This is a genomic window from Leclercia sp. W6 (assembly GCF_003336345.1).
Lineage (GTDB): Bacteria > Pseudomonadota > Gammaproteobacteria > Enterobacterales > Enterobacteriaceae > Enterobacter.
In genome coordinates this window covers 3,663,524-3,676,748 of the sequence record NZ_CP031104.1, presented here as the reverse complement: position 1 = coordinate 3,676,748, position 13,225 = coordinate 3,663,524, and the positions used below count along the sequence as shown (strand labels likewise).

Below are 13,225 nucleotides of genomic sequence, written 5' to 3'. Positions count from 1 at the left end.
TGTATGTTGAACACTGCAATGAGCGTGGTCATCCTTGCCGCAGGCAAAGGCACCCGCATGTATTCCGATCTTCCTAAAGTGCTGCACACCCTTGCAGGGAAAGCGATGGTGCAGCATGTCATTGATGCCGCTAACGATCTTGGCGCCAGCCAGGTGCATCTGGTCTACGGTCACGGCGGCGATCTGCTGAAGCAGACGCTGCGTGATGACAAACTCAACTGGGTTCTGCAGGCAGAACAGTTGGGCACCGGCCACGCCATGCAGCAGGCCTCCCCGTTCTTCTCTGACGACGAAGACATCCTGATGCTCTACGGAGATGTGCCGTTGATCTCCGTTGAGACGCTGACCCGTCTGCGTGCTGCAAAACCGCAGGGCGGGATCGGTCTGCTGACCGTTAAGCTGGATGATCCAACCGGTTATGGCCGTATCACCCGTGATAACGGCAAGGTGACGGGCATCGTTGAGCACAAAGATGCCACCGAGGCACAGCGTGAAATTCAGGAAATTAACACCGGCATTCTGATCGCCAACGGCGCGGACATGAAGCGCTGGCTGTCACAGCTGAACAACAATAACGCCCAGGGCGAATTCTACATCACCGATATCATCGCGATGGCGTATCAGGAAGGCCGCGAGATCGCTGCCGTTCATCCGGATCGCTTAAGCGAAGTGGAAGGGGTGAACAACCGTCTTCAGCTGTCCCGTCTGGAGCGCGTATATCAGTCCGAGCAGGCTGAAAAGCTGCTGCTGGCGGGCGTGATGCTGCGCGATCCGGCGCGTTTCGATCTGCGTGGGGTGCTGAGCCACGGGCGCGACGTCGAAATCGATACTAACGTTATTCTGGAAGGCAACGTAACGCTGGGTAACCGCGTCAAAATTGGCACCGGTTGTGTGATCAAAAACAGCGTCATTGGTGACGACTGCGAAATCAGCCCTTATAGCGTGGTTGAAGATGCTCATCTCTCCGCCGCCTGCACTATCGGGCCGTTCGCCCGTTTGCGTCCGGGCGCTGAGCTGCTGGAAGGCGCACACGTCGGCAACTTCGTCGAAATGAAAAAAGCGCGTCTGGGCAAAGGCTCGAAAGCTGGCCATCTGACCTATCTGGGCGACGCAGAGATTGGCGATAACGTGAATATCGGCGCCGGGACTATCACCTGTAACTACGATGGCGCGAACAAGTTTAAAACCATTATTGGTGACGACGTGTTTGTGGGATCGGATTCGCAGCTGGTGGCACCCGTGACGATTGGTAAAGGCGTAACCATTGCGGCGGGCACGACCGTTACCCGCAATGTGGCGGAGAACGAGCTGGTGTTAAGCCGTGTGCCGCAGGTGCATAAGCAGGGCTGGAAACGCCCGGTGAAAAAGAAGTAAGCGGATTATTTCCTCTCCCCCTCCGGGAGAGGATTCGGGATGAGGGGATAACATAATCCCCCGCCCATCAGCAGTACCCATAAATATAACCCCATTCTCTACAAGGCTCGGGGCGCCCGGAAAGGGCATAACAGGTCAGCGACAACGCAGGCGAAAGCCTCTATTCGGAATCTAAAACTATGTGTGGAATTGTTGGCGCAGTCGCGCAGCGTGATATTGCTGAAATCCTTCTCGAAGGTTTACGTCGTCTGGAATACCGTGGTTATGACTCTGCCGGTCTGGCAGTGGTTGATGCTGAAGGGAATATGACCCGTCTGCGTCGCCTCGGTAAAGTAAACATGCTGTCACAGGCCGCGGAAGAGAACCCGCTGCACGGTGGCACAGGTATTGCCCATACCCGTTGGGCGACCCACGGTGAACCTTCGGAAGGCAACGCGCACCCGCACGTCTCTGAACACATTGTGGTGGTGCATAACGGCATCATCGAAAACCATGAACCGCTGCGTGAAGAACTTATCGCGCGTGGTTACACCTTCGTCTCTGAAACCGATACCGAAGTGATTGCCCACCTGGTTCACTGGGAGCTGAAGCAGGGCGGTACGCTGCGTGAGGCCGTACTGCGTGCGATCCCACAGCTGCGCGGCGCCTACGGCACCGTGATCATGGACAGCCGCGACCCGTCTACCCTGCTGGCAGCCCGCTCTGGCAGCCCGATGGTGATTGGTCTGGGGATGGGTGAGAACTTTATCGCCTCCGATCAGCTCGCGCTGCTGCCGGTGACCCGTCGCTTTATCTTCATGGAAGAGGGCGATATTGCAGAAGTGACCCGCCGTGACGTCAAAATCTTTGATAAATCTGGCGAGCCGGTAAAACGTCAGGATATCGAATCCAACCTGCAGTACGACGCGGGTGATAAAGGCGCTTACCGTCACTACATGCAGAAAGAGATCTACGAGCAGCCGAATGCCATCAAAAACACCCTGACCGGGCGTATCAGCCACGGCGAAGTGGATTTGAGCGAGCTGGGTGCTAACGCCAACGAAATGCTGGCAAAAGTTGAGCACATTCAGATCGTGGCCTGCGGCACCTCCTACAACTCCGGTATGGTTTCCCGCTACTGGTTTGAAGCGCTGGCAGGCGTGCCGTGCGATGTGGAGATCGCCTCCGAGTTCCGCTATCGCAAATCCGCCGTGCGTCGTAACAGCCTGATGATCACCCTGTCCCAGTCCGGTGAAACCGCTGATACCCTGGCGGCGCTGCGTCTCTCCAAAGAGCTGGGCTATCTGGGCTCGCTGGCGATCTGTAACGTACCGGGCTCCTCGCTGGTGCGTGAATCCGATCTGGCGCTGATGACCAAAGCCGGTACCGAAATCGGCGTAGCCTCTACCAAAGCGTTCACCACCCAGCTGACAGTTCTGCTGATGCTGGTGGCGAAACTGGCCCGTCTGAAAGGTCAGGATGCGGCGATTGAGCACGATATCGTGCACGGTCTGCAGGCGCTGCCGAGCCGTATTGAGCAGATGCTCTCCCAGGACAAGCGCATTGAAGCGCTGGCGGAAGATTTCTCCGACAAGCATCATTCCCTGTTCCTGGGTCGTGGCGATCAGTATCCGATTGCTCTGGAAGGCGCGCTGAAGCTCAAAGAGATCTCCTATATCCACGCTGAAGCCTACGCGGCAGGTGAGCTGAAACACGGTCCACTGGCGCTGATCGACGCGGATATGCCGGTTATCGTGGTGGCACCGAACAACGAACTGTTGGAAAAACTGAAGTCCAACATCGAAGAAGTCCGCGCCCGTGGCGGCGTGCTCTATGTCTTCGCGGATCAGGATGCCGGCTTTACCAGCAGCGACAACATGCACATCATCGAGATGCCGCATGTGGAAGAGGTGATTGCCCCGATCTTCTATACCGTTCCGCTGCAGCTGCTGGCTTACCACGTTGCGCTGATCAAAGGCACTGACGTCGACCAGCCGCGTAACCTGGCGAAGTCCGTTACCGTAGAGTAATCCTCTCAGGCTCCACCTTCGGGTGGAGCTTTTTTTATCCTTTCTGCGCGTTTTTTCGCCTGCTTTTTTACCTTGCGTTCTATGACAAACTGTCATCTTCGGCTATTTTTTTCAGTGTCACAGAAAGAAAATTTACCTGAAATCAATCTGTCATATTTCAATATAAATACCTGATAATAATAGATTATTTTGCTGGTTTTTCTGCGCGATTTTCTTTGTCATAAAACTGTCATAATTCGTACATTTATCTGTCACCTCTTTGTCCTATTTTGCTCATCGTAGCCACTAAACAACGATTTACGAAAATCTTGCAGGAGACATTATGAAAGTTATGCGTACCACTGTCGCAACTGTTGTCGCCGCGACCTTATCGATGAGCGCGTTCTCTGTTTTTGCAGAGGCAAGCCTGACTGGCGCTGGTGCAACCTTCCCTGCGCCGGTGTATGCCAAATGGGCTGATACCTACCAGAAAGAGACTGGTAACAAGGTGAACTACCAGGGTATCGGCTCCTCCGGTGGCGTTAAACAAATTACCGCAAATACCGTTGATTTCGGCGCATCTGATGCTCCGCTGTCGGATGAGAAACTGAATCAGGAAGGCCTGTTCCAGTTCCCGACCGTTATCGGTGGTGTTGTGCTGGCGGTGAATATCCCTGGCCTGAAGTCCGGCGAACTGGTGCTGGATGGCAAAACCCTGGGTGATATCTACCTCGGCAAAATCAAAAAATGGGATGACGAAGCCATCACCAAACTGAACCCGGGCGTTAAGCTGCCTTCGCAGAACATCGCTGTGGTTCGTCGTGCTGACGGTTCCGGTACCTCCTTCGTCTTCACCAGCTACCTGGCGAAAGTGAACGAAGAGTGGAAATCCAAAGTCGGTTCCGGCTCTACCGTTAACTGGCCGACCGGTCTGGGCGGTAAAGGTAACGACGGTATCGCCGCGTTCGTACAGCGTCTGCCTGGCTCCATCGGCTACGTAGAATACGCTTACGCCAAGCAGAACAACCTGGCGTACACCAAACTGGTTTCTGCCGACGGCAAACCGGTCAGCCCGACCGAAGAGAACTTTGCTAACGCAGCCAAAGGCGCTGACTGGAGCAAATCTTTCGCTCAGGATCTGACCAACCAGAAAGGCGAAAATGCATGGCCAATCACCTCTACCACCTTCATCCTGGTCCACAAGGATCAGAAGAAGCCAGAGCAGGGTGCTGAAGTGCTGAAGTTCTTCGACTGGGCATACAAAAATGGCGGCAAACAGGCTAACGACCTGGATTACGCCAGCCTGCCGGACAGCGTGGTTGAGCAGATTCGTGCTGCATGGAAAACCAACGTGAAAGACAGCAGCGGTAAAGCGCTGTACTAACAGGATATTTTTGACGAAGATGGCGGGTAGCGCTGGCGCTAACCCGCCCTACGGTTCCGACTGTAGGCCCGGCAAGCGTAAGCGTCACCGGGCATATTCGTAAGACGTCTCAAACAGAAGAGTAATTTATGGCTGCAACCAAGCCTGCATTTAACCCTCCGGGTAAAAAAGGTGACATGATTTTCAGCGCGCTGGTAAAACTGGCTGCGCTGATTGTGCTATTGCTGCTGGGCGGCATTATCGTGTCCCTGATTTTCTCCTCCTGGCCGAGCATCCAGAAATTTGGTTTCTCCTTCCTGTGGACCAAAGAGTGGGATGCACCGAACGATATCTACGGTGCGCTGGTGCCTATCTACGGCACGCTGGTGACCTCGTTTATCGCGCTGCTGATTGCGGTGCCGGTGAGCTTCGGTATCGCCCTGTTCCTGACCGAACTGGCGCCAAACTGGCTGAAACGCCCGCTGGGTATTGCCATTGAACTGCTGGCGGCCATTCCAAGTATCGTTTACGGCATGTGGGGTCTGTTTATCTTCGCTCCGCTGTTCGCGACCTACTTTCAGGAGCCGGTAGGTAACGTCCTTTCCGCCATCCCGTTTGTGGGCGCGCTATTCTCCGGTCCGGCTTTCGGTATCGGCATCCTGGCGGCTGGCGTGATCCTCGCCATCATGATTATTCCGTACATTGCGGCTGTCATGCGCGATGTCTTCGAACAGACCCCGGTGATGATGAAAGAGTCGGCCTACGGTATCGGCTGCACCACCTGGGAAGTTATCTGGCGTATCGTCCTGCCGTTCACCAAAAATGGGGTAATCGGCGGCATTATGCTGGGTCTGGGTCGTGCGCTGGGTGAAACCATGGCAGTGACCTTTATCATCGGTAATACCTACCAGCTCGACAGCGCCTCGCTCTATATGCCGGGCAACAGCATCACCTCGGCGCTGGCGAACGAATTCGCTGAAGCGGAGTCGGGCCTGCACGTAGCCGCGCTGATGGAACTGGGCTTAATTCTGTTTGTTATCACCTTCATTGTTCTGGCGATCTCCAAACTGATGATCATGCGCCTGGCGAAAAATGAGGGGGCACGCTAATGGCTACGCTCGAAATGCAAAATACCGCGGAGCTGGCGGAATCCCGCCGCAAAATGCAGGCGAAGCGCCGCATGAAAAACCGCCTCGCCCTGACGCTCTCCATGGCGACCATGGCGTTTGGTCTGTTCTGGCTGATCTGGATCCTGTTCTCCACGGTGGCGCGCGGCATCGACGGCATGTCGTGGGCGTTGTTTACCGAAATGACACCGCCGCCAAATACGGCAGGTGGTGGTCTGGCAAACGCCCTGGCGGGCAGCGGCCTGCTGATCCTCTGGGCGACCGTCTTCGGCACGCCACTTGGCATCATGGCGGGCATTTACCTGGCGGAGTATGGCCGTAAATCCTGGATTGCAGAAGTGATTCGCTTCATCAACGACATCCTGCTCTCTGCCCCATCGATTGTGGTCGGCCTGTTCGTCTACACCATCGTGGTGGCGCAGATGGAACACTTCTCCGGCTGGGCGGGTGTGATTGCGCTGGCGCTGTTGCAGGTGCCTATCGTTATTCGTACCACCGAGAACATGCTGAAACTGGTGCCGGACAGCCTGCGTGAAGCGGCCTACGCACTGGGTACGCCAAAGTGGAAGATGATTTCTGCCATCACCCTGAAAGCCTCCATCTCGGGGATCCTGACAGGTGTGCTGCTGGCCGTTGCCCGTATCGCCGGTGAAACGGCACCGCTGCTCTTTACCGCGCTCTCAAACCAGTTCTGGAGCACGGACATGATGCAGCCGATCGCCAACCTGCCGGTGACGATCTTTAAATTTGCGATGAGCCCGTTTGCCGAATGGCAGTCACTGGCCTGGGCCGGGGTACTGATTATTACCCTGTGCGTACTGTTACTGAACATTCTGGCGCGCGTTATTTTCGCGAAGAAGAAACACGGTTAATTATTGACGGCGTGGCACACTGCGGCGCCGGATGAGGAAATGAGTCAATGAGTATGGTGAATACTGCTCCGGGTAAGCTTTCGGTTCGTGACCTGAACTTCTACTACGGTAAGTTCCATGCCCTGAAGAACATCAACCTGGATATTGCTAAAAACCAGGTTACCGCGTTCATCGGTCCGTCTGGCTGCGGTAAGTCCACGCTGCTGCGTACCTTTAACAAAATGTATTCGCTTTATCCGGAGCAGCGCGCCGAAGGCGAGATCCTGCTGGATGGCGACAACATTCTGACCAATACCCAGGATATCGCTCTGCTGCGCGCGAAAGTGGGTATGGTGTTCCAGAAGCCTACGCCGTTCCCGATGTCGATTTATGACAACATTGCCTTCGGTGTGCGCCTGTTCGAGAAGCTCTCCCGCGCCGATATGGATGAACGCGTGCAGTGGGCTTTGACCAAGGCCGCATTGTGGAACGAAACCAAAGATAAACTTCACCAGAGCGGGTACTCTCTCTCCGGTGGTCAGCAGCAGCGTCTGTGCATCGCGCGCGGTATCGCCATTCGCCCGGAAGTGTTGCTGCTGGATGAGCCGTGCTCAGCGCTGGACCCGATCTCCACCGGGCGTATTGAAGAGCTGATCACCGAGCTGAAAGCGGATTACACCGTGGTGATCGTGACCCACAACATGCAGCAGGCTGCCCGTTGTTCCGACCACACAGCATTTATGTACCTGGGCGAGTTGATTGAGTTCAGTAAAACGGACGACCTGTTCACCAAGCCTGCGAAGAAACAAACAGAAGACTACATCACCGGACGCTACGGCTGATTCAGGAGTGCGCAATGGATAATCTCAATCTTAATAAACACATTTCCGGCCAGTTCAACGCAGAGCTGGAAAGTATCCGCACCCAGGTGATGACCATGGGCGGAATGGTCGAGCAGCAGCTTTCTGACGCGATCACCGCAATGCATAACCAGGACAGCGAGCTGGCGAAGCGCGTGGTGGAAGGCGATAAACATGTCAACATGATGGAAGTGGCGATCGACGAGGCCTGCGTGCGCATTATCGCCAAGCGTCAGCCGACAGCGAGCGACCTGCGTCTGGTCATGGCGATCATCAAAACTATCGCCGAGCTGGAACGTATTGGCGACGTGGCGGACAAAATCTGCCGCACCGCGCTGGAGAAATTCTCCCAGCAACACCAGCCGCTGCTGGTGAGCCTGGAGTCGCTGGGGCGTCACACCGTGCAGATGCTGCATGATGTGCTGGATGCCTTTGCGCGTATGGATCTGGATGAAGCGGTGCGTATTTATCGGGAAGACAAGAAAGTTGACCAGGAGTACGAAGGCATCGTGCGCCAGCTGATGACCTACATGATGGAAGACACACGCACCATTCCAAGCGTCCTGACCGCGCTGTTCTGCGCCCGTTCTATCGAGCGTATCGGTGACCGTTGCCAGAACATTTGCGAATACATCTTCTACTTCGTGAAGGGTCAGGATTTCCGCCATGTGGGTGGCGACGAGCTGGACAAGATGCTGGCGGGTAAAGATCCGAAAGAGTAATATCATCCTCTCATCACGCCAGTACTTACTGGCGTGATTATTTCTGGTGCAATCACATTATTTACCTTCATCCGTTGCCTGACGACCGAAACGCGCTAACGTGGGACGAAAAACAGCAAAGGATGGAACATGAAAAAATCATTAGCATGCCTGGCTATGGCAATCAGTATTGGAATAAGTACTGGAATGCCGGTTAACGCCGCCCCCTTTCCTGCCACACCCGATCCGGCGATGCCGGTTAGCCACTATGTCACGCAGGTTAATACGGATAAAAGTATTACCTTTCGCCTGTTTGCGCCTGCTGCGAAGCGGGTCTCCGTGGTGACGGGATCGATGCCGGAAACCTGGGTTTCCCATGATATGACGAAAGATAAAAACGGCGTCTGGTCATGGAAAAGCGAGCCTATGGCTCCGAACCTGTATGAATATTTCTACGATATTGACGGTTTTCGCTCCAGCGACACGGGCAGCCGCTATCCAAAACCCCAGCGCCAGGTCAATACCAGCCTGATTCTGGTCCCCGGCAGCATTCTGGACGATCGTCCGGTTCCCCATGGCGATCTGACCACCCTGACCTGGCATTCGCAGGCGCTCAACGCTGAACGCCGCGTCTATGTCTGGACCCCGCCGGGGTATAACGGTAAAGGCGAACCGTTACCGGTTCTCTATTTCTATCATGGTTTTGGGGACACCGGCCTTTCGGCCATCGATCAGGGCCGCCTGCCGCAAATCATGGATAACCTGATGGCCGAGGGGAAAATCAAACCTATGCTGGTGGTCGTACCCGACACGGAGACCGACACTCCCGAAGCGATTCCTGAGAACTTCCCGCCTGCCGAAAGACGCAAAACTTTTTATCACCTCAACGCTAAAGCCGCAGATCGTGAGCTGATGAGCGAGATCGTTCCGCTGATTGATACCCGCTTCAACGTGCGTAAAGAGGCGGAGGGCCGCGCGCTGGCGGGTCTGTCGCAGGGGGGATACCAGGCGCTGGTTTCCGGAATGAATCACCTGGACAGCTTTGGCTGGCTGGGAACCTTCAGCGGCGTTACCACAACTACCGTACCGGACGAGGGCGTAGCCGCAAGATTTAAGCAGCCCGATGTTATCAACGGACAGCTGCATAATTTTACGGTAGTGGTAGGGGAGCATGATTCGGTAACCGGAAAAGATATCGCCGGGCTGAAAGCGGAGCTGGAAAAGCAGGGCATTAAATTTGACTACAAGCTGTATCCCGGACTGAATCATGAAATGGACGTCTGGCGTCCGGCCTATGCGGAATTTGTACAAAAACTCTTTAAGTAAAAATATCAGCCCTCCCCATACGGGGAGGGCATTTGCTTAGCGGGTAATATTCCAGCCGCGCGCTTTCCACAATGCCGGCAGCTGCGCCAGATCGGTAAAGGTTGTCACCTTCGGATGGTCGAGCGGCGGGTTGTGCGGATCGGCGCAGAAGTAGAACACCTCCATGCCCGCGGCGATCCCCGCCTGTGCGCCTGCGCTAGAGTCATCCACCAGGATGCAGTTCTCGACGTTGACGTTCATCGCTTTCGCCGCATGGAACATCATGGCCGGATCGGGCTTCCAGCGCTGAATATCGTAGCCGCTGAACAGTTTTTCCGGGAAATGGTGCAGCATCTGTAACTTGCCAAGGGAGTGCTGCATTTTGCTCACCGGGCCGTTAGAGACCACGCACATCGGCACCGCCATGGCATCCAGCAGGGCGCTGGCCCCGGCGATCGCTTCCAGTTCCGAGTCGAAAAGGCGTGCGACCTCGGCGCGGTAAACAGGCTCCAGATCCGCTTTCGCGAGGCTGACGCCGTGTTCGGCATTAATGATGTCGATGATCTCGTAGAGCTTCACGCCCTTAAAGCGTTTGAAGGTCTCTTCGAGATCGAGCGTGATACCAAATTCCTGGAACATGGTGACATACGCCCGGGAACAGATGACCTCACTGTCGACCAGCGTACCGTCGCAGTCGAAAAATACCGCATCAATCTGAGACATGCCTTTCCCTTTCTTAACAAGTTTAACGTTTACGTTATGCATAACGGTGTGACGCAATCGTTGCCGTATAAGCAGATGCAATGAAAAAAAGTACCTCACAACCGCCCCTATTGTCGCATTTTGGTATAGGATAGCGACGGATTTTCCCTCCCTGTTCGGAAATAGATAATGAGTCAACAACACACTACCCAGTCTTCTGGCGCGGGTTTGCTTGAGCGCGTGTTTAAACTGCGCGAGCACGGCACGACGGCACGCACCGAAGTGATCGCCGGTTTCACCACCTTCCTGACGATGGTCTATATCGTTTTTGTGAACCCACAAATTCTGGGCGTTGCTGGCATGGACACCAGCGCCGTCTTCGTTACGACCTGTCTTATCGCCGCCTTCGGTAGCATCCTGATGGGGCTGTTCGCTAACCTGCCGGTTGCTCTGGCACCGGCGATGGGCCTCAACGCCTTCTTCGCCTTCGTCGTGGTTCAGGCGATGGGCCTGCCGTGGCAGGTGGGCATGGGCGCTATCTTCTGGGGCGCGGTCGGTCTGCTGCTGCTGACCATTTTCCGCGTGCGTTACTGGATGATTGCTAATATCCCGGTCAGCCTGCGCGTAGGCATCACCAGCGGTATCGGTCTGTTCATCGGTATGATGGGGCTGAAAAATGCCGGGGTGATCGTGGCGAACCCGGAAACCCTGGTCAGCATCGGTAAACTGACCTCCCACAGCGTACTGTTGGGTGTGCTGGGCTTCTTCATTATCGCGATTCTGGCCTCACGCAATATCCACGCGGCGGTGCTGGTCTCCATTATTGTCACCACCCTGCTGGGCTGGATGCTGGGCGATGTGCACTACAACGGCATCGTTTCCGCGCCGCCGAGCGTCTCCACGGTGATTGGCCATGTCGATCTGGCGGGCTCGCTGAACCTGGGCCTGGCCGGGGTGATCTTCTCCTTCATGCTGGTGAACCTGTTTGACTCCTCCGGGACGCTGATTGGCGTAACCGATAAAGCCGGACTGGCGGATGAGAAGGGCAAATTCCCGCGCATGAAGCAGGCGCTGTTCGTGGACAGTATCTCTTCCGTGACCGGCTCCTTTATCGGCACCTCCTCCGTGACCGCCTATATCGAATCCTCTTCCGGGGTCTCCGTGGGTGGCCGTACTGGTCTGACTGCTGTCGTCGTTGGCCTGCTGTTCCTGCTGGTGATCTTCCTCTCTCCGCTGGCCGGTATGGTGCCGCCCTACGCTGCCGCAGGCGCGCTGATCTATGTCGGCGTACTGATGACCTCCAGCCTGGCGCGCGTGAAATGGGATGACCTGACCGAAGCGGTGCCGGCGTTTATCACTGCGGTGATGATGCCGTTCAGTTTCTCCATCACCGAAGGCATTGCGCTGGGCTTTATCTCTTACTGTGTCATGAAGGCGGGGACCGGGCGCTGGCGTGAAATCAGCCCGTGCGTGATGGTCGTTGCGCTACTGTTCATTCTGAAGATTGCGTTTATCGACGCGTAATAAAAAAAGCCCTTTTCTGAGAAAAGGGCTTTAATTTTTGTTTCTTCTTTTACGCTTTAACCCGCTGAATATACTTCCCGAACGCGCTCAGCTGTCCGCTCAGGTGATCCAGCGTGCTCTGGTCAATCACTTCACCCGTCTGCGGGTCGACCTTGTTCTGAATCACGCCACCCATAAATTCCGGCTTGTTCATTACCATCGCGTCGAGGAAGACCAGGATCTGGCGCAGATGATACTGGCAGCGCGCACCGCCAATCGCCCCCATTGAGCTGGTCTGGATCAGCACTGGCTTACCTGCCAGCGGCTGCTCCGGCAGACGAGAAAGCCAGTCGATGGCATTCTTTAAGCCACCCGGCACGGAGTAGTTATATTCCGGAGTCACAATCACCACGCCGTCAGCCTGGCGGATCTGTTCTGCCAGCGCTTCTACGGCAGCAGGGAATCCTTCTTCCTGCTGCACATCCGCGTCGTACAGCGGGATATCGCCGATCGACGGCAGGGCGCTAATTGCCATCCCTTCAGGCGCCAGCTTCGGCAGAGTGCGGGCAACCATGCCGTTAAATGAACCTTTGCGCAGGCTTCCCAGTAACGTAACAACATTCAACGTATCAGACATCACTACTCCTTCTTCATCATGATGGCCCTGCTGAAGGGTCAGGTAAGGGTAATCGCTTTCTCCGCCGGTAAACTGGTGAGCCGCATCAGACGGGCTGCCGGTTCATTGGCACGGGCAGGAACATCCGGCAGACCGTTCCATCCGAGGCGGCTGTCGAATGACCAGATTTTTAGCCGTTCAATAACCGGGGTGACGGCAATCGACCAGATCAATACATCTTCGGCATCGCTTAAGGCTTCCACCTGCGCGGCTCTGGACGCCCGCAGACGACCGGAACCCGGTAACAGTTGCAGCAGGCTGGCGCAGTCATTGGCGTCGCCTGACAGTTTACGAATGCTCTGGCGCAGGGTAATGAGCTGTGCTCTGGCTTCGTTGGGGTCGTGCTGGTTACGCACCCATAAGTTCTCGTTGCTGGATAACGGGTAGGTGTCATGAGCGTGGGTACCATCCATGCTGCGAATGGTCCGCTGCAGCTCCATATCCAGACCGCAGTCGCCTTCCGTGGTCAGCGCCAGACCCACAATATTGCCGGCATAGGCAATGGAAAAACGGGGGAGTTCAGGATCGGCAAAAACCGGGCGACCCTCAGGTTCGGTAATTACGTCCGGCAGCTCGCTGGTGCCGTAAAGCATAAACATCAGTTCAGCGAGCAGCGATCGGGAAGCCAAAAATCGTGCTCGACGATGTTCCGGAAGCTTCCGCGCTTCGATATGACAGGCTGGAGAGAGTCTGGTCGAAACCAGCCGCCCCTCGGTCAGCGTCCCTCTTGCAAAATGCGTTGCCATTTTTCGCTCCATGATAATGGTCAGTAGAC

The 13,225-nt window shown here is 55.6% G+C and carries 12 protein-coding genes; 9 read left to right on the top strand and 3 right to left on the bottom strand.

Translation table 11 applies throughout. The annotated features are described in order from the left end of the window. Positions 1-3 precede the first annotated feature (3 nt). The 8 genes from glmU to DVA43_RS17950 all read left to right on the top strand — a co-directional run bounded on the left by glmU (position 4) and on the right by DVA43_RS17950 (position 9,590). Positions 4-1,374 carry a bifunctional UDP-N-acetylglucosamine diphosphorylase/glucosamine-1-phosphate N-acetyltransferase GlmU gene (glmU, locus tag DVA43_RS17985; protein WP_103824237.1) on the top strand — a complete coding sequence of 457 codons (1,371 nt, stop codon included), beginning with the start codon at positions 4-6 and terminating at the stop codon, positions 1,372-1,374. A gap of 179 nt (positions 1,375-1,553) precedes the next feature. Then, positions 1,554-3,383 (top strand): glutamine--fructose-6-phosphate transaminase (isomerizing), encoded by a 1,830-nt coding sequence (glmS, locus tag DVA43_RS17980; protein WP_114316327.1) that lies wholly within the window; start codon positions 1,554-1,556, stop codon positions 3,381-3,383. 322 nt (positions 3,384-3,705) lie between these two features. Further along, the gene (gene pstS, locus DVA43_RS17975; RefSeq protein WP_114316326.1) at positions 3,706-4,746 is read left to right on the top strand and encodes a phosphate ABC transporter substrate-binding protein PstS; all 1,041 of its coding nucleotides are present in this window, start codon (positions 3,706-3,708) and stop codon (positions 4,744-4,746) included. Positions 4,747-4,874: 128 nt separating this feature from the next. Then, positions 4,875-5,834, top strand: coding sequence for a phosphate ABC transporter permease PstC (gene pstC, locus DVA43_RS17970; protein ID WP_114316325.1), 960 nt, complete (start codon positions 4,875-4,877; stop codon positions 5,832-5,834). Next, positions 5,834-6,724, top strand: coding sequence for a phosphate ABC transporter permease PstA (gene pstA, locus DVA43_RS17965; protein ID WP_103177615.1), 891 nt, complete (start codon positions 5,834-5,836; stop codon positions 6,722-6,724). The genes pstC and pstA overlap by 1 nt, the downstream gene beginning before the upstream one ends. A 47-nt stretch (positions 6,725-6,771) precedes the next feature. Next, entirely contained in the window at positions 6,772-7,545 is a 774-nt protein-coding gene (pstB, locus tag DVA43_RS17960; protein ID WP_103177616.1) for a phosphate ABC transporter ATP-binding protein PstB, read from the top strand. Between the two features lie 14 nt (positions 7,546-7,559). Continuing rightward, positions 7,560-8,285 (top strand): phosphate signaling complex protein PhoU, encoded by a 726-nt coding sequence (gene phoU, locus DVA43_RS17955; RefSeq protein ID WP_103177617.1) that lies wholly within the window; start codon positions 7,560-7,562, stop codon positions 8,283-8,285. A 156-nt stretch (positions 8,286-8,441) separates the two neighbouring features. Continuing rightward, a complete protein-coding gene (locus DVA43_RS17950) occupies positions 8,442-9,590 on the top strand; it encodes an esterase (RefSeq protein ID WP_371414040.1) in 1,149 nt (382 codons plus the stop codon). A 36-nt stretch (positions 9,591-9,626) separates the two neighbouring features. Here DVA43_RS17950 and yieH read toward each other — a convergent pair whose 3' ends face one another. Next, entirely contained in the window at positions 9,627-10,292 is a 666-nt protein-coding gene (gene yieH / locus DVA43_RS17945) for a 6-phosphogluconate phosphatase (protein WP_103177619.1), read from the bottom strand. A gap of 168 nt (positions 10,293-10,460) precedes the next feature. On the opposite strand from yieH, the gene adeP reads away from it, so the two are divergent. Next, complete coding sequence (adeP, locus tag DVA43_RS17940; RefSeq protein ID WP_139156311.1) at positions 10,461-11,795, top strand: adenine permease AdeP; 1,335 nt, start codon at positions 10,461-10,463, stop codon at positions 11,793-11,795. Between the two features lie 49 nt (positions 11,796-11,844). Here adeP and DVA43_RS17935 read toward each other — a convergent pair whose 3' ends face one another. Both DVA43_RS17935 and DVA43_RS17930 read right to left on the bottom strand, forming a co-directional pair. Further along, positions 11,845-12,411, bottom strand: a complete 567-nt coding sequence (locus DVA43_RS17935) for an NADPH-dependent FMN reductase (protein WP_103824242.1) — start codon at positions 12,409-12,411, stop codon at positions 11,845-11,847. A gap of 38 nt (positions 12,412-12,449) precedes the next feature. Continuing rightward, positions 12,450-13,196 carry a 4'-phosphopantetheinyl transferase superfamily protein gene (locus DVA43_RS17930; RefSeq protein WP_114316323.1) on the bottom strand — a complete coding sequence of 249 codons (747 nt, stop codon included), beginning with the start codon at positions 13,194-13,196 and terminating at the stop codon, positions 12,450-12,452. Positions 13,197-13,225: the final 29 nt, after the last annotated feature.